This window comes from Xylanimonas sp. McL0601, assembly GCF_049852175.1.
In the GTDB taxonomy this organism is placed as follows: Bacteria; Actinomycetota; Actinomycetes; order Actinomycetales; family Cellulomonadaceae; genus Xylanimonas.
On sequence record NZ_CP187527.1, the window covers coordinates 876,749 to 893,002 of the forward strand.

Consider the following 16,254-nt stretch of genomic DNA (forward strand, 5'->3'; position numbering starts at 1 on the left):
CCTTGTGGCCGGGGTTTGAATCGATTTACCCTCCGCATACGACAGCGTTGTCGAAGGAGGCCGCATGACGGCGAACGGCACCTCGCCGGTGCTCGAGCTCGTGGACATCCGCAAGGCGTTCGGCCCGGTAGTGGCGCTGCGGTCGGGATCGCTGGCTGTCCGGGCCGGGTCGATCCATGCCTTGGTGGGGGAGAACGGCGCCGGCAAGTCGACCCTTGTCAAGATCCTGTCCGGGCTCTACCGCCGCGACGCGGGCGAGCTCCGGCTGAAGGGTCAGGACGTCGACTTCTCGTCGACCGCCGAGTCGAAGGCCGCCGGGATCGCGGTGATCTACCAGGAGCCCACGCTGTTCCCGGACCTGAGCGTCATGGAGAACATCTTCATGGGCCGGCAGCCGCTGCGGTCCGGTCGGCGCATCGACCGCGGCGCGATGCGCGAGCAGTCGGCACGGCTGTTCTCCCGCCTCGGCGTGCACCTGGACCCGCTGCGCCCCGCGGAGGGCCTTTCCATCGCCGACCAGCAGATCATCGAGATCGCGAAGGCCATCTCCCTCGACGCGAACGTGCTGGTCATGGACGAGCCGACCGCGGCGCTCTCGGGCGCGGAGGTGCGGCGCCTCTTCCAGGTCGCGCGCAGCCTGCGCGACGAGGGCAAGGCGCTCGTGTTCATCTCGCACCGCCTGGACGAGGTCTTCGAGCTCTGCGACACCGTCACGGTGATGCGCGACGGCGCCTACGTCAGCACCGCTGCGATCGCGGACACCTCGGTCGGGCAGGTCGTGACGCACATGGTGGGCCGCACGGTCGACGACCTGTTCCCGAAGACGCCGGCGCCGATCGGCGACGTCGCGCTCGAGGTGCGCGGCCTCGAGCGGGCGGACGTCTTCCACGACGTGTCGTTCGACGTCCGTTCCGGCGAGATCGTGGCGCTCGCGGGGCTTGTCGGCGCGGGCCGCAGCGAGATCGCCCGCGCGGTGTTCGGCGTCGACCGGTACGACGCCGGCACGGTCCGCCTGCACGGCAGGGCCGTGCAGCCCGGGAACCCGCTCGCGGCGGTCCGGGCGGGGATGGCGCTGATCCCGGAGGACCGCCGTCAGCAGGGGCTGGTCACCGACTCGAGCGTGGCGCGAAACGTCACGGCGGTGATCCGTTCGCGCATCGCTCGGTGGGGCCTGCTGACCACGGCCGCCGAGAGCAGCGCCGCCGCACCGTGGGCGTCGCGGCTCGACGTGAAGACGAACGCGCTCGACATGCACGGGTCCACGATGAGCGGCGGCAACCAGCAGAAGGTCGTCATCGCCAAGTGGCTCGCCACTGAGCCGACGCTGCTCATCATCGACGAGCCGACCCGCGGCATCGACGTCGGCACCAAGGCCGACGTGCACCGGCTGCTGTCCGAGCTGGCCGGCCGGGGCATCGCGATCCTCATGATCTCCTCCGAGCTGCCCGAGGTGCTCGGGATGGCCGACCGGGTCCTGGTCGTCGCGGAGGGCCGGATCACGGCGGACATCCCGCGGGACGAGGCCACGCCCGAGTCCGTCATGCACGCCGCGACCGCGACCCTGGAGCACCAGCCGTGACCGACCAGCTCGTCGAGCCGAGCCGCCTCTCGCCCGCGCGGCGCGCCACGCGGACCGTCCTGCGCTCGCGCGAGCTCGCGATCGTCATCGTGCTGGTCCTGCTCATCGGCGGCACGACGATCAAGACGGACGTCTTCCTGTTCAGCGAGAACAGCTGGCGGGACCTGCTGCTGACGCCGTCGATCCTGATGCTGCTCGCGGTCGGCGAGGCCGTCGTCATCATCACGCGCAACGTCGACCTGTCGGTCGGCTCGGTGCTCGCCCTGGCGGCCTACCTCACCGGTCGGCTGTTCATCGCCCAGCCCGGGCTGCCCGTCGGGGCCGTCTTCGTGATCGGGTTCCTCGCCGGGGCGGTGCTCGGCCTCGTCAACGGGGTGCTCGTCTCCTTCGGCAAGGTGCCCGCCCTCGTCATCACGCTCGGCACGCTCTACATCTACCGGGGCATCGTCCTGACCTGGGCCGGCAGCAACCGCGTCAACGCGTCCGACCTCCCCGACGGCTTCCTCGCGCTCGGCACCAAGACCTACGGCAGCATCCCCGTGCTCACCGTGATCGCCGTCGTCGTGCTGGCCGTCGTCGGCTACTACCTGTACACGGCGCGGGGCGGGCGCGAGCTCTACGCGATCGGGTCCGAGCCCGACGCCGCGCTGCTGTTCGGCTTGCCCGTGCGGCGTCGGGTGCTCGGCGCGTTCGTGCTCAGCGGGGCGCTCGCCGGGGTGGGCGGCGTCTTCTACGCCGCCCGCTACGGCACCATCAGCTCGGGCGCGGGCCTCGGGCTCGAGCTCCAGGCGGTCGCGGCGGCCGTGATCGGCGGCGTCGCGATCTTCGGCGGCAGCGGCACCGTCTGGGGCGCCGCGCTCGGCGCCGTCCTGCTCGTGACCATCAACCGCGCGCTCCCGATCCTCGGCATCTCGGAGTTCTGGCAGCAGGCCGTCGTCGGCCTCCTGATCCTCGGCGCGATCGTCCTCGACCGCGTGCTCGCGGCACGCACCGCCCGCAGGCTCGCCGACGCGAGGGAGGCCTGATGGCCCGCACCTACGCCGCCCACGCCAAGCCGCTGTGGCAGCGCGTGCTGCTGACCCGCGAGATGGCGATCATCGCCGTGCTCGTCGCGGTCGTCGTCTACTCGATGGCCCGGGTGCCGAACTTCACGGGCCCGCTCACGCTGCCCTACCTGCTGCTCGACACCGCGCCGATCCTGCTCATCGCCCTGCCGATGACGCTCGTGATCACCACGGGGGAGATCGACCTGTCGGTCGCGAGCGTCGTCGGGCTCAGCAGCGTGACGGTCGGCGTGCTGTTCGACGCCGGGTGGTCGGTCCCGACGGCGGCGCTCGCCGCGCTCGTGGTCGGGGCGGTGTGCGGGGCGCTCAACGGCTACCTCGTCGCGTACGTCGGCCTGCCGTCGCTCGCCGTCACGATCGGCACCCTCGCCCTCTTCCGAGGCATCGCCGTCGGCCTGCTCGGCACCCGGGCCGTGACCGACTTCCCCGACCGCTGGACCGAGCTCGCGACGGCCCGCATCGGCCAGACCCAGCTCCCGCTGGTCGTGATCCCGATCGCCGTGCTGATCGCCGTCTTCGCCGTCCTCCTGCACTTCACGCCGTTCGGCCGCGGCATCTACGACATCGGCCTGAGCGCCGACACGGCCCATTTCTCCGGCGTCGCCGTCGCGCGCACCAAGCTGGTCCTGTTCGTCCTCAGCGCCCTGGTCTCCGCCTTCGCCGGCATCTTCTTCACGCTGCGCTACGGCACCGCGCGGGGCGACAACGCCACCGGGCTCGAGCTGCAGGTCGTCGCTGCCGTGCTGCTGGGCGGCGTGTCGATCTTCGGCGGCCGGGGCGCGCTGCACGGCGTGATCGCCGGGGTGCTCCTCATCGGCGTCATCTCCAGCGCCCTGCGGCTGGAGAGCGTGACCGTCAACGTCATCAACATCATCATCGGCTCGCTGCTGGTGCTGTCGGTGATCTCCACCAGCGTGCTCGGATGGCTCGTCCGACGCCGCCAACGCACTCCCGTGACCACGATCCCGCCACCAGGAAGGGAAGAACGATGAAGTCCACCACGAAGCGGCCTGTCGCTCTGGCCGCTGCCACCATCGCCATCGCACTCACCGTGGGCGCCTGCTCCTCGGGCAGCAGCGCGAACAGCGGGTCGACGGGCGGCACCTCCGGCGGCGGTGGCGGCGACGTCTCCGTCGTCATGCTGCCGAAGAACCTGGGCAACCCCTACTTCGACACCAGCACCAAGGGGGCCAAGGCGGCGACGTCCGAGTTCGGCGGGAAGTTCTCCGAGGTCGGCCCCGACACCGCCTCGCCCGACGCACAGGTCCCGTTCATCAACACGGCGGCGCAGCAGGGCACCAAGGCGCTCATCGTGTCGGCGAACGACCCGAAGGCCATCTGTGACGCTCTCGGCGAGGCGCGCCAGGCGGGCACCAAGGTCGTGACGTTCGACTCGGACACCGACCCGTCGTGCCGCGACCTCTTCGTCAACCAGGCCACCGCCGACGGCATCGCCAAGGTGCAGATCGACATGATCGCGGACCAGATCGGCGACTCCGGCGAGATCGCGATCCTGTCCGCAAGCGCCAACGCGACCAACCAGAACGCGTGGATCGCGACGATGAAGAAGGACCTGGCCGACCACCCGAACATCAAGCTGGTCGACACGGTCTACGGCAACGACGACGACCAGACCTCGTTCGACAAGACCGCGGCGCTGCTCCAGTCGCACCCCAACCTCAAGGGCATCATCTCGCCCACCACCGTCGGCATCGCCGCCGCGGCCCGGTACGTCTCGACGTCGTCCTACAAGGGCAAGGTCGCGATCACGGGCCTGGGCACGCCGAACCAGATGCGCGACTACGTGAAGAACGGCACCGTCACGGAGTTCGCGCTGTGGAACCCCGAGGACCTCGGCTACCTGGCGGCCTACGCGGCCGACGCGATGGTCACCGGCAAGATCACGGGCAAGGAAGGGGACTCCTTCACCGCGGGCAAGCTCGGCGACTTCAAGGTCGGCGCCGACGCGACCGTGCTGCTCGGCGACCCCTTCAAGTTCAACAAGAGCAACATCGACCAGTTCAACTTCTGAGCCCCTCCGCCTCAGTCCTCGACCAGCTCGGCGTCGGTCGTCAGCTCCACCGTCACCCACGCCTCGTGACCGAGCGCGTCCAGCTGCGCGGTGATCGCGCGGCGGAAGACGTCCTCCTCGTCCACGGTCCACTCGCCGGCAGCGACGACGAAGTCGACCTCCACGTAGAGGCGGTGCCCGAGCTTGGTGGCCCGCACCACCGGCTCGGGCAACGGGTGCTCGGACAGGTCGGTCGTGGCGAGGCCCGCCCGGATGGCGGCGTCGATCTGACCCCGCAGCGGTTCCGCGGGCGAGGCCTCGAGCAGCTCGCGCATCCCCTCGCGGACCAGGGAGAGCGCCATCGGCAGCACGGTGGCACAGGCGATCAGGACGAGCACCGGGTCGACGTAGGGGACCAGGGGGGAGTCGGCCCGCGACAGCCCCACCCCGACCAGACCGCCCACCGCCACGACGAGGCTCATCAGGACCCCGGCCCGCCAGGAGACGACCTCGGCGCGGGCCAGCGCGGACTCCTGAGCGTGCGGGCGCAGGACGAGGGAGACGACCAGCGAGGCCACGGTGGTCACGACGCCGTAGGCGAGGACGGACGCGGCCGACGCCGGTGAGCCGCCGTCGATCAGCACGATGACGGCGTCGATCGCGCCGTAGGCGACCGTCCCCAGCAGCGCCGCGCCCTGCAGCGCGACGGCGAGCGGCGTGGCCGCGTGCATCCCGAACGGGTACTCCCGGGTCGGCGCGGAGCCTGACGCGCGCGAGGCGAGGATCGAGATGCCCACCAGGACGATGCCCGCGAGCATGTACACGCCGTCGAACACGATGATGCGGACCGATCCCAGCACGCCCCAGACCACGGCACCGACGCCGAGGACGGCGGTGGCCCCCATGCTGAAGAGGAGCGCCCTGCGCTCCGAGCTGTACGCCGCACTCTGCTCCATCCCCGGAGCGTACGGAGGGAAGCCCGGCTCCGCGCCGTGGCCTCCCCTGGTGGCCCCCGCGTCGTCCGGCTACGGTCGCACCGTGAGCGCAGACGAGGCGAGCTGGGACGACGTCGACGGGTACCTCATCGACCGGCTCGTCCACGAGGACGAGGCCCTGGTGCAGGCGCGGGCTAGCGCGGCGCGCACCGTCATGCCCGGGGCGGCCGTCGCGCCGAACCAGGGCGCGTTCCTCTCCCTCGTCGCTCAGATCGCGGGGGCGCGCCGCGTCCTGGAGTTCGGCACCCTCGCCGGCTACTCCACGATCTGGCTCGCCCGGGCCGTCGGTCCCACCGGCTCGGTCGTCACGCTCGAGATCGACGAGCCGACCGCGGCCGTCGCGCGCGAGAACTTCGAGCGCGCCGGCGTCGCGGGCACCGTGGAGCAGATCGTCGGCCCGGCGATCGACTCGGCGCGCGCGCTCATCGAGGCGGGAACCGAGCCGTTCGACCTGGTGTTCATCGACGCCGACAAGCCCAACAACCCGCACTACCTGGACGCGGCGCTGCGCCTGAGCCACCCGGGCACGGTCATCATCTGCGACAACGTGGTGCGCGGCGGGGCCGTCGCCGACCCGGACAGCGACGACCCGCCCATCCTCGGCACCCAGGCGCTCCTCGACCGGCTCGGCACCGACGACGCCGTCACCGCCACGGCCCTGCAGACGGTCGGGATCAAGGGCTGGGACGGCTTCGCGATCGCGGTGGTCCGCTCGGTCGGCTGACGGTCGGGCTACGCGGCCGCGGCTCTCGCGGCCGTCCGGAGGTCCGCAGCCAGGGCGTCGAACGCCTCGTCCCAGCCATCCCGGTCACGGAGGCGCAGCAGCGCCGACGGGTGCGTGGTGACGACGACCGCGCCATCGCCGTCGTCGGGCGCAGGCAGCAGCTGCCCGCGCTCCGCCCCGACACGCACAGCCCGGCCCAGGACGGCCCGCGCCGCCGTCGCGCCCAGGGCGACGACGACGCGCGGCCGGACCGCGGCGACCTCCGCCTGCAGCCAGGGCAGGCACGCGCGGATGTGTGCGACGTCGGGCGTCTTGTGCAGGCGGCGCTTGCCGCGCTGCTCGAACCGGAAGTGCTTGACGGCGTTGGTCACGTAGACCTGCTCGGGGTCGACGCCGGCGGCCGCCAGAGCATCGGCGAGGACTCGGCCCGCCGGGCCGACGAAGGGTTCGCCCTCCCGGTCTTCGCGGTCGCCGGGCTGCTCGCCGACCAGCATCAGTGCCGCGTCGTCGGGCCCCTCGGAGAAGACGACCTGGGTCGCGTCGGCCCACAGCTCGCAGCCGCGGCACGCGTCCGCGGCGTCGCGCAGCGTGGCGATGTCGGCGCCGCCCGGCACCCACTGCTCCGCGCCGGGGCGCGCGACCTCAGCCATGCGACCACTGTCACGCGGCGGGCACCGCCTCGCAGCCGCGCGCTCCAGGCCCTGTGCGGGCGCTCGGCGCCCGCCCTACGCTGGCAGGGCGCGTCCTCAGGACATGGGGTGCGTCGTCGGCTTGGAGACGACCATGACCACGCAGCACCAGAGCTACCAGACCAGTGCCGCAGCTCGCCTTGCCGAGTCGCTCGAGCAGGACCACCGCATCGACGCGCTGAGAACCTGGTATCGCAAGCTCGGCGGCCTCCTACCTCCCGGGAGGATGCTCGACGAGCTGCGCGGCCGCTCGCTCGGCCACGCGCTGCACCCTCTCCTGACCGACCTGCCGCTGGGCATGTGGATCGGCGCGACGTGGCTCGATCTCACCGGCCCTCAGCGCCACGCCGACGCGTCCCGGCGGCTTGTCGGCACGGGCTTCCTGCTGGTGGTGCCGACGGCGCTCACCGGGCTCGCGGACTGGAGCGGCCTGCGCAGCGAGGAGTCCAGCCGGGTGGGCGCGCTGCACGCCAGCCTGAACGCCGTCGCGGGCATCGCCTACGGAGCCTCATGGTGGCTGCGCCGGCGCGGCCACCTCGGCGCCGGCATCGTGGCCTCCCTGGCCGGCGGGGTCACCGTCTCGGTCTCGGGATATCTGGGCGGCCATCTCTCGCTGCGACGCGGCGAGCCTGCGGCGAGCGGTGCCGACCCTTCGGCACCGTCCAGCGGCCTGGGCTAGGGCCACGATGCGCGCGCTGACCTGGCGCAAGCGCCAGTCGGTCGCCGTCGAGGACGTCGACGACCCCAAGCTCAAGGAGCCCACCGACGCGATCGTCCGCGTGACGTCCACCGCCATCTGCGGGTCCGACCTCCACCTGTACGGCCTGCTCGGCATGTTCCTGGACAAGGGCGACGTGCTCGGGCACGAGGCGATGGGCGTCGTCGAGGAGGTGGGTGCGGACGCCGGCGCGCTGCGGGTGGGCGACCGCGTCGTCGTGCCGTTCGGCATCGCGTGCGGCACCTGCTGGATGTGCGCGCACGGGCTGCAGTCGCAGTGTGAGACCACGCAGGTGCGGGAGCAGGACAAGGGCGCTGCCCTGTTCGGGTACACGCGGCTCTACGGGTCGGTCCCGGGCGGGCAGGCGCAGTACCTGCGCGTGCCGCACGCCGAGTACGGGCCGGTCGTCGTGCCCGACGACGGTGAGCCGGACGAGCGCTACCTGTACCTGTCGGACGTGCTGCCGACCGCGTGGCAGGCGGTGGAGTACGCGGACGTCCACCCCGGCAGCACCGTCGTGGTGCTCGGCCTGGGTCCGATCGGGCAGATGGCGGCCCGCGTCGCCATGCACCGCGGAGCGCGCCGGGTGATCGGCGTCGACCTCGAGCTGGCCCGCCTGGCCATGGCGGCCCGGCACGGCATCGAGGTGCTGGACGCCTCGCACGCGTCCCAGGACGACGTCGGCGACGTCGTCCGCTCCTGCACCGAGGGCCGCGGGGCCGACTCGGTGATCGACGCGGTCGGTATGGAGGCGCACGGGTCACCGCTGACGGAGACGGCGCAGACCATGGTCGGGTACCTGCCCGACGCCGTCGCGGGGCCCCTGATCGGGTTCGCCGGCTCCGACCGCCTCGCGGCGCTCCTCACGGCGTTCGACGTCGTGCGGCGTGGCGGCACGGTCTCGCTCTCGGGCGTCTACGGGGGCGCCCGGGACCCGCTGCCCCTGATGCAGCTCTTCGACAAGCAGATCACACTGCGCATGGGGCAGGCCAACGTGCGCCGCTGGACCGACGACCTGCTGCCGCTCGTCCAGGACCCCGACGACCCGCTCGGGGTGCTCGACCTGCGCACGCACCGGCTACCGCTCGAGCAGGCGCCCGAGGCGTACGAGCTGTTCCAGCGCAAGCAGGACGGCTGCATCAAGGTCGTGCTCGACCCCTGGGCGTAGTCGCGACACCTACGGGTGCTGTGCGTCGAACGCGCCCACCCGGACGACGGCGTGCAGGCGCTCGAGCACCTCGAGCTGACGCCGGGCCTTCTGCAGCAGGGCGTCGAACTGGCCCCGGTCGAGTCCCACCGCCGCGGCATGCTGGCGCAGCGTCTGCCAGCCGCCGATCTTTCCCATGACGGCGGAGCGCATCAGCTCGCTCTCGAGGACCGGCGTCATGGGCGAGCGCCGCAGCAGCCGCCCGTTGAGCTTGAGCCGGCCCAGCCGCTCGGCCATCCCGGCCGCGGCCCGTCGCAGCGGCCGGCGGCGGACGCCGAGCACGCGCAGCATGTCCACGTAGAGCTCGCGCTCGCCCCGGAGCTGCTCGGCGAGCTCGGCGAGCTGCGGCTGCAGCGACGCGTCGTAGGTGCGCGCCATCCGCTCGATCCGCCCCAGCCCGGCCGTCGCGCCCGTCAGGTGGTCGGAGAGGTAGAGCCCGAAGAGCTGGCGGTCCATGGTGGGCGGGATCCCGGGCTCCGGGCCGTGTCGCAGTGGAAGGACGGCGTCACCAGGGGGCCGGCCGGCGGGGGCGGGGTGCAGCGGGGCCGACCGCGCGCCGTGCCCGATGCCCATGCCGGTCAGGACCTCGTCCAGGGCTGCTGCAGCCGTGTGCTGGGGACGCCAGTCGAGCTCGGTGCGGACCCGGGTGGTGTCCATCACGGGGACGCTCATCGCCATGTCGATCCACCCGGGGTCGGCGGCGACGGCGTGCGCGCGGTAGGCGAGCGCCGCGGCGGCCCGTACCAGCAGCGGCGGTATCGGGAGGAACCGGCCGTGGTCGACGATGCCCGCCACGTCGCGCGCGAAAAGCACGTCGTCGGCGGCGACGTTGAACGCGCCTCGAGCGTGGCCGGCGACGATGCGGCGGTAGGCGTCGGCAAGGTCTGCGGCGTGCACGGCCTGCAGACGGAGCCCCGCCGGGAGCGGCAGCAGCGGGGGTCGGCCGAGCTGGAGCAGCCGGACCGGCACGAGGGGCCCGAGGAACAGCCGGACGACCTCGGCGCCGGCGTCGGCCTGGAAGATGAGCGCCGGCCGGACCCGCGCGACTGCCAGCTCCGGGTGCTCGCGCTCCAGGTCGTCCAGCACCCGCTCCGTGGCCGCCTTGTCGACGCTGTAGTGCGACGTCGGGATGCCGCCGGCGGGCCAGTCCTCCCCGTGCGGCTCGTCGTCGGCCGCCCGGGCGTAGGCCCCGACGGACGAGGCGACCACGAGGTGGGGCACCCCGGCCCGGACGGCCGCCTCGGCGACGCGGCGCGTCCCCTCCACGTTCGTCCGCCGCAGCAGCTCGCGGTCACGGTTGGGCTGCACCAGCCACGCCAGGTGCACGACGGCGTCCGCGCCGCGGAAGACCTCCGCCAGCCGCTCGACGACGACGTCGTCCGGTTCGTCGCTGCCGACGTCGGTCGCGACCCAGTGCGCGTCCCGGTAGGGGGCAGCGGTCCGGTCGGGGAGCCGCCGGGCGATGCCCGTCACCGAGGTCACCGCGGGGTCGTCGACGAGGGCACGCAGCAGTGCGGTCCCAGCGTTACCGGTGGCACCGACGACGACGACTCTCACCGTTCCACCGTCAGCCGGGCCGGGGTGACTCGCATCTGCGTGGCCGGCGAGCGCGCCCGGCGGGAGACATCGCGGCGGGGCCGGGGCGGCGACACCGGCCGGTGACGCGGGCTGGAGCACAGCCCGCGTCACCGGCCGACGGCTCGGGTTAGAACGCGGCGACCCCGTTGGGGGTGCCGAGCCCGGTCGGGCCGTCCCAGCCGGCGCGCGCGGCGCAGAGCTGGACCGGGGTGCAGGAGCCGTTGCTCCCGCTGGTCACGTCGAACAGGCCGGACGCTCGCTGGTACGGGAGGGCGTTGGCGTAGCCGGTGGTGTTGCCGGACAGCGCGTACACCGACGCGATGATGGGCGCCGACTCGCTGGTGCCGCCCCACTGGCCCCATGTCGACTTCGTTGCGCTCGTCGGGTAGTAGATGGCCATGCCGCCCGCGGCCGGGTCCGCTGCGGCCGAGACGTCCGCCATCGCCCGCCCGGAGCAGCCCGTCCCGAAGGTCGCCGCTGCGGCGAGCGCCGCGTTGTAGGCCGAGCAGCCTGACCCGGCACCGTTCCAGACGCTCTCGCTCCACCCTCGGCCGCTGCCCGCCGCTCGCGTGAGCGACGTGCCCCCGACCGCCGTGACGTGGGCCGACGACGCCGGGAAGCTCGCGCCCTGATAGCCGTTGTCGCCGGTGGACGCCGTGATCGCGATGCCGGGGTGGTTGTAGGGGGCGCCGTACGTCGTGTCCTGAGCGTCGGAGCCGCCGTAGCTGTTGGAGATCGCCACGACGCCCGCGATGGAGGCTGCCGTGTTCACGGCAGTCCCGAGGTCGGCGAACGACGCGCTCTTGGCCTGCACGACGAGGATCTTGCAGTCGGGGCAGGCGGCCGAGACGGTCTGGGCGTCGAGGGCCTGCTCCTGTGCCCAGCCGATGTTGGCGCGGGGCAGGTTCGACCCGCCGTTCTGGTCGACGATCCTGAGGCAGCCGTTCGCCGTCGTGCAGGCGGGCAGGCCGAACTGCGCCCGGTACACGCCGAGGTCGCGCCCGAGATTGGCGTAGCCGTACGCGTCGACGATCGCGACCGTCCGGCCTCCCGAGCTCAGCCCGGTGAGCTTGTAGGCGTCCTGGAGCAGCGCAGGGGTCAGCCCGGCCGCAGGCGGTGTTGCCGACGCGGGGCTGACGCCGTCGCGGTTCACCAGCAGCATGGCGTGGCACGCGGCGGTTCCTGGTGCGGTGGGCGCGCACGCGTGCATGCCGTGTTGGCCGGCTGCGGGGGAGGCCGCCCAGGTGGGGGCGGTCAGCCCCAGGACGAGCGTGGCCGTCGCGAGGACGGCACCGATGATGGAACGTCTCACAGCACTCCTTGAGCTGGGGGCCCGGCGATGGCCGGGCCGCTGGAACAACCGAGGGTGATGCGGTGATGCGGGTGACGCGGGAACAATGTGGCCCGAAATAGGAGGCTTGTCCACCGCTGAGCACGGGACGTTCTCAGGTCAGGAGATCGAGCACCTGATGCTCGGCGGTCCGGTGGCTCCGGGTCGGCCCTACCGTCTCGCCGTTCTCCCACAGGTCGGTGAGCCGCGGATCGATGTAGCTCGCGCGGGCCACCGCGGGCGTGTTGCCGAGCTCCTCCGCGACGTCGCGCACGACGGCGGCGATCACCCGCCGTCGCCCACGAGCCGACGACGGCGGCGGGCCGGCGTCGGCCAGTGCGCGCGCCGCGAGCACCGTCGCGTGCCAGGTGCGGAAGTCCTTCGGGGTGGCGTCTGGGCCGAGCTGCTCCGTGATGGCCGCCTGCACGTCGGCGCTCGTCACGTCGTGCCACCCGTCGTCGTCGCGCCAGGCCAGCAGGTCGGTGCCGCCACGGCGGCGCTTCATGGTGGTGACCAGCGACGCCACGACCGGGTCGTCGACCGCGACCTCCCGCACCTGTCCGCTCTTGGCGGGGTAGCGGAAGAGGACCGAGCCGTCCTGGTGCACGACGGCGTGCTCCTTGCGGATCGTGGCCAGCCCGAAGCTCTTGTTCTGCCGGGCGTACATCTCGCCGCCGGCCCGGAAGTATGCGAGGTCGAGCAGCCGGAACGCCAGCGCCAGCACCTTGTCGCGGCCCAGGCCCGGCTCGGCCAGCGCCCGCGTCACCCGCCGCCGGGCAGCGGGCAGCCGTCGCGCGACGTCGAGCACGTGGTCGTGCTTGCGGCGGCTCCGTCGCTCGGTCCACTGCTCGTGGTACAGGTACTGGCCGCGGCCGGCGTCGTCGTGGCCGAATGCCTGGACATGGCCGTCGGGGTCGCGGCAGATCCACACGTCCTGCCACGCCGGCGGGATCACGAGCCGCCGGCAGCGGGCCACCTCCTCGGCGTCGCGCAGGGGCGTGCCGTCGACGTCGAGATAGACCCAGCCGCGGCCGGCGCGGCGGCGGCCGTACCCCGGCGACGACACCGAGACCCGCCGCAACCGCGCCATGCTCCGATGCTGGTCGCGGGGGTCGCAGCTCGCACTCCCTGCCCCGGGAACCGCGAGGCAACCCTGTCGGGGTAGCACTTTCCTGCGGGCGCCCGCCTCTTCGCGCCCTGAGATGCGGCAGCGTCGTGCTGTGACGACCGCTCCTGCGGGTCTATGGTGACGATCATGCCAAAGATGCGGATTCGCGATGCAGCGACCCACCTCGGCGTCAGCGACGACACCGTGCGCCGGTGGGTCGACCGTGGCCTGCTCGTGTCGGCGTCGGACGACGGCGGGCGCATGGTCGTCGACGGGTACGAGGTCGCGCTGGTCGCGCGGCAGCACGCGACGCCGCCCGAGCTCCCCGCCGGTCTTGCCAGCTCGGCGCGGAACCGGTTCGTGGGCCTGGTCACGGACATCAAGATGGACACCGTCATGGCCCAGGTCGAGCTGCAGTGCGGGCCCTTCCGCGTGGTGTCGCTCATGAGCAGCGAGGCGGTACGCGACCTCGGGCTCGAGCTCGGGTCCGCGGCGGTCGCGACGATCAAGTCGACCCACGTGGTGGTCGAGACCGACATGGGTGCCAGGGAGACGCCGTGAGGAAGACGGCAGTGGTCGCGGCACCGGTCGCGGCCGTCCTGGCGATCGGGCTGGCGATCGGGCTGGCGGGGTGCGCCGGCGTCGGCCCGGCGACGGGGGACGCGGCGTCAGGCAGCACGGCCCCGGCGACGCTCACGGTGTTCGCGGCGGCGTCGCTCAAGGGCGTGTTCCAGCAGCTGGCCGACCAGTTCGAGGCGGACCACCCCGGCGTCACCGTGCAGCTGAGCTTCGCCGGCTCGTCGGACCTGGTCGCGCAGATCCAGCAGGGCGCGCCCGCTGACGTGTTCGCCTCGGCCGATACCGAGAACATGCACAAGCTCGTGGCGGAGGACCTGGTGGCCGGCGACCCCGTCGACTTCGCGACGAACACCCTCGAGATCGCGGTGCCTCCGGGCAACCCGGCAGGGATCGCGTCGTTCGCCGACCTGGCGAAGGACGGCGTGAACCTCGTGGTCTGCGCACCTGAGGTGCCGTGCGGTCGCGCGGCCGTCAAGGTCGAGCAGGCGGCCGGCGTGACCCTGAGCCCTGTCAGCGAGGAGCAGTCGGTGACGGACGTGCTCAGCAAGGTGATCGCGGGAGAGGCCGACGCCGGCTTGGTCTACGTGACCGACGTGAAGGGGGCCGCCGGCAAGGTCGAGGGCGTGACGTGCCCTGTGGCCGACCAGGCCGTCAACACCTACCCGATCGCGCCGGTGGCCGGCGCGGCCCAGCCGGAGCTCGCCCAGCAGTTCGTCGGGCTCGTCACGGGATCGGTGGGGCAGGGCGTGCTCTCCGCCGCAGGGTTCGGGCGGCCGTGACCCGCCGCCGGGCCGGCGCCGGCGTGGGCGTGCCCGCATGGGCGCTGGCCCCGGCGGTCGCGGGAGCAGCCCTCGTGCTGCTCCCGCTCGCCGCGATGCTCACGCGTGTGCGTTGGGGCAGGCTGTGGCCGCTGATCACCAGCGAGTCGTCGATGGCTGCGCTGGGGCTCAGCCTGCGTACCTCGACGGTCGCCACGGCGTTGTGCGTGGTGCTCGGGGTCCCGATGGCGCTCTTCCTCGCCCGCGTCCGGTTCCCCGGGCGCGAGCTGGCGCGGGCGCTCGTGCTGCTCCCGCTCGTGCTGCCGCCCGTGGTAGGCGGCATCGCCCTGCTCTACACGTTCGGGCGCCGCGGCCTGCTGGGGCACACGCTCGAGGTGCTCGGCATCCAGGTCGCGTTCTCGACGACGGCGGTGGTGCTGGCCCAGACGTTCGTCGCGCTGCCGTTCCTGGTCATCAGCCTGGAGGGCGCGCTACGGACTGCCGGCGACCGGTACGAGACGGTCGCGGCCACGCTCGGTGCCCGGCCCACCCGGGTGCTGTTCCGCGTGACCCTGCCGCTCGCAGCGCCCGCGCTCGCGTCGGGCACGGTGCTGGCGTTCGCTCGCGCGCTGGGCGAGTTCGGCGCGACCATCACGTTCGCCGGGTCGCTCCAGGGAGTGACGCGCACCCTGCCGCTCGAGATCTACCTGCAGCGCGAGACCGACCCGGACGCCGCCGTCGCGCTCTCGCTGGTGCTGGTCGTCGTGGCGGTGGTCGTCATCGGCCTGACCCACCGCGGCCGGAGCCTGCTGTGACGTTCTCTTTCGCCGCCACCGTTCCGGAACGCCGGTTCGACGTCGCCGTCGAGGTGCCGGCCGGGCGGACCCTCGCGCTGCTCGGCCCCAACGGCGCGGGCAAGTCGACCCTGCTGGCCGCCGCGGCCGGGCTGATCAGCCCGCAGGACGCGCGCATCGCGCTCGGCGAGCGCGACCTGACGGTCACCGACCGCGGCCACGTCCGCGCCTGGGTGCCACCCCACGCGCGCGGGGTCGGGCTGCTGGCCCAGGACGCGCGCCTCTTCCCGCACCTGAGCGTGCTGGACAACGTCGCGTTCGGTCCGCGCAGCCACGGCGTCGCGCGGCACCGTGCGTACGAGACCGCGCGCCGCTGGCTCGACGAGGTCGACCTGGGTGATCTCGCGGACCGGAGGCCGGCCTCGCTGTCGGGGGGTCAGGCCCAGCGCGCCGCCGTCGCCCGCGCCCTCGCGGCGGACCCGCAGCTGGTCCTGCTGGACGAGCCGCTCGCGGCGCTCGACGTCGATGTCGCCCCTGCCCTGCGGCTCACGCTGCACCGGGTCCTGGCCGGACGCACCGCCGTCGTCGCGACGCACGACGTGCTCGACGCCCTGCTGCTGGCCGACGACATCGCCGTGATCGAGGCGGGCCGCGTCGTCGAGCACGGGCCCACCCGCGACGTGCTGAGCCACCCGCGCAGCGCGTTCGCCGCCCGCATCGCCGGGCTCAACCTGCTCGCCGGGACGTGGGACGGCGACGGCCTGCTCACCCCGGCCGGTGAGCTCGTCCGGGGCCACACCGAGGGCGTCCTGCCGGCGGGCGGGCCGGCCGTGGCGGTGTTCCGCCCCGCCGCCGTCGCGGTGCACACCTCGCCGACGACGGGCTCGCCGCGCAACACCTTCGCGCGGACCGTGACGGTGCTCGAGCCCCACGGCGACCTCGTCCGCGTCCGTGCGGGCGACCTTGCCGCCGACATCACGCCGGGGGCGGCGACGGAGCTCCGGCTCGCCGGTGGCGTCAGCGTCCAGCTGGTGGTGAAGGCCGCCGAGGTCCAGATCTACCCCGGCTGACCGCGGCTCGGCGACCCCCGCAAGCTCCCAGACAACCCTCAGTGCAGTCG

At 73.1% G+C, this 16,254-nt stretch carries 16 protein-coding genes; 11 read left to right on the forward strand and 5 right to left on the reverse strand.

All coding sequences use genetic code 11. From position 1 onward, the window contains the following. Positions 1-64: 64 nt before the first annotated feature. From ACO4JP_RS04035 to rhaS, 4 genes are read left to right on the forward strand one after another with little or no spacing between them, the layout of a single operon-like run. Complete coding sequence (locus ACO4JP_RS04035; protein WP_425956100.1) at positions 65-1,579, forward strand: sugar ABC transporter ATP-binding protein; 1,515 nt, start codon at positions 65-67, stop codon at positions 1,577-1,579. Then, a complete protein-coding gene (locus ACO4JP_RS04040; RefSeq protein ID WP_425956101.1) occupies positions 1,576-2,604 on the forward strand; it encodes an ABC transporter permease in 1,029 nt (342 codons plus the stop codon). The genes ACO4JP_RS04035 and ACO4JP_RS04040 overlap by 4 nt, the downstream gene beginning before the upstream one ends. After that, positions 2,604-3,635, forward strand: a complete 1,032-nt coding sequence (locus ACO4JP_RS04045) for an ABC transporter permease (protein ID WP_425956102.1) — start codon at positions 2,604-2,606, stop codon at positions 3,633-3,635. The genes ACO4JP_RS04040 and ACO4JP_RS04045 overlap by 1 nt, the downstream gene beginning before the upstream one ends. Continuing rightward, positions 3,632-4,675, forward strand: coding sequence for a rhamnose ABC transporter substrate-binding protein (gene rhaS, locus ACO4JP_RS04050; protein WP_425956103.1), 1,044 nt, complete (start codon positions 3,632-3,634; stop codon positions 4,673-4,675). The genes ACO4JP_RS04045 and rhaS overlap by 4 nt, the downstream gene beginning before the upstream one ends. Positions 4,676-4,686: 11 nt before the next feature. Here the strand turns inward: rhaS and ACO4JP_RS04055 are convergent, their stop codons facing one another. Further along, positions 4,687-5,610 (reverse strand): cation transporter, encoded by a 924-nt coding sequence (locus ACO4JP_RS04055; protein WP_425956104.1) that lies wholly within the window; start codon positions 5,608-5,610, stop codon positions 4,687-4,689. An 82-nt stretch (positions 5,611-5,692) separates the two neighbouring features. Here ACO4JP_RS04055 and ACO4JP_RS04060 point away from each other — a divergent pair, with 82 nt between their 5' ends. Beyond that, positions 5,693-6,373 (forward strand): O-methyltransferase, encoded by a 681-nt coding sequence (locus ACO4JP_RS04060; protein WP_425956105.1) that lies wholly within the window; start codon positions 5,693-5,695, stop codon positions 6,371-6,373. Positions 6,374-6,381: 8 nt separating this feature from the next. Here the strand turns inward: ACO4JP_RS04060 and ACO4JP_RS04065 are convergent, their stop codons facing one another. Then, positions 6,382-7,023: a UdgX family uracil-DNA binding protein gene (locus ACO4JP_RS04065; protein WP_425956106.1), complete on the reverse strand. Its 642-nt coding sequence runs from the start codon at positions 7,021-7,023 to the stop codon at positions 6,382-6,384. A gap of 133 nt (positions 7,024-7,156) precedes the next feature. Between ACO4JP_RS04065 and ACO4JP_RS04070 the strand changes: the two genes are divergently transcribed. Continuing rightward, on the forward strand, positions 7,157-7,741 hold the full coding sequence (locus ACO4JP_RS04070) for a DUF2231 domain-containing protein (RefSeq protein WP_425956107.1): 585 nt from the start codon (positions 7,157-7,159) through the stop codon (positions 7,739-7,741). A gap of 7 nt (positions 7,742-7,748) precedes the next feature. Beyond that, on the forward strand, positions 7,749-8,948 hold the full coding sequence (locus tag ACO4JP_RS04075) for a zinc-dependent alcohol dehydrogenase (RefSeq protein WP_425956108.1): 1,200 nt from the start codon (positions 7,749-7,751) through the stop codon (positions 8,946-8,948). A gap of 9 nt (positions 8,949-8,957) precedes the next feature. Here the strand turns inward: ACO4JP_RS04075 and ACO4JP_RS04080 are convergent, their stop codons facing one another. The 3 genes from ACO4JP_RS04080 to ACO4JP_RS04090 form a co-directional block, all read right to left on the reverse strand. After that, on the reverse strand, positions 8,958-10,544 hold the full coding sequence (locus tag ACO4JP_RS04080) for an NAD-dependent epimerase/dehydratase family protein (protein WP_425956109.1): 1,587 nt from the start codon (positions 10,542-10,544) through the stop codon (positions 8,958-8,960). 148 nt (positions 10,545-10,692) lie between these two features. Then, positions 10,693-11,877 (reverse strand): S53 family peptidase, encoded by a 1,185-nt coding sequence (locus ACO4JP_RS04085; protein WP_425956110.1) that lies wholly within the window; start codon positions 11,875-11,877, stop codon positions 10,693-10,695. A 133-nt stretch (positions 11,878-12,010) separates the two neighbouring features. Further along, complete coding sequence (locus ACO4JP_RS04090) at positions 12,011-12,985, reverse strand: DNA topoisomerase IB (RefSeq protein WP_425956111.1); 975 nt, start codon at positions 12,983-12,985, stop codon at positions 12,011-12,013. Positions 12,986-13,150: 165 nt separating this feature from the next. On the opposite strand from ACO4JP_RS04090, the gene ACO4JP_RS04095 reads away from it, so the two are divergent. Genes ACO4JP_RS04095 through ACO4JP_RS04110 form a run of 4 tightly spaced genes read left to right on the forward strand, consistent with a single transcriptional unit; the run spans position 13,151 to position 16,204 of the window. Then, entirely contained in the window at positions 13,151-13,564 is a 414-nt protein-coding gene (locus ACO4JP_RS04095; RefSeq protein ID WP_425956112.1) for a TOBE domain-containing protein, read from the forward strand. Next, positions 13,561-14,361 carry a molybdate ABC transporter substrate-binding protein gene (modA, locus tag ACO4JP_RS04100; protein WP_425956113.1) on the forward strand — a complete coding sequence of 267 codons (801 nt, stop codon included), beginning with the start codon at positions 13,561-13,563 and terminating at the stop codon, positions 14,359-14,361. The genes ACO4JP_RS04095 and modA overlap by 4 nt, the downstream gene beginning before the upstream one ends. Continuing rightward, positions 14,358-15,155 carry an ABC transporter permease gene (locus ACO4JP_RS04105; RefSeq protein ID WP_425956114.1) on the forward strand — a complete coding sequence of 266 codons (798 nt, stop codon included), beginning with the start codon at positions 14,358-14,360 and terminating at the stop codon, positions 15,153-15,155. The genes modA and ACO4JP_RS04105 overlap by 4 nt, the downstream gene beginning before the upstream one ends. After that, complete coding sequence (locus ACO4JP_RS04110; RefSeq protein WP_425956115.1) at positions 15,152-16,204, forward strand: sulfate/molybdate ABC transporter ATP-binding protein; 1,053 nt, start codon at positions 15,152-15,154, stop codon at positions 16,202-16,204. The genes ACO4JP_RS04105 and ACO4JP_RS04110 overlap by 4 nt, the downstream gene beginning before the upstream one ends. The last annotated feature ends 50 nt before the right edge of the window (positions 16,205-16,254 follow it).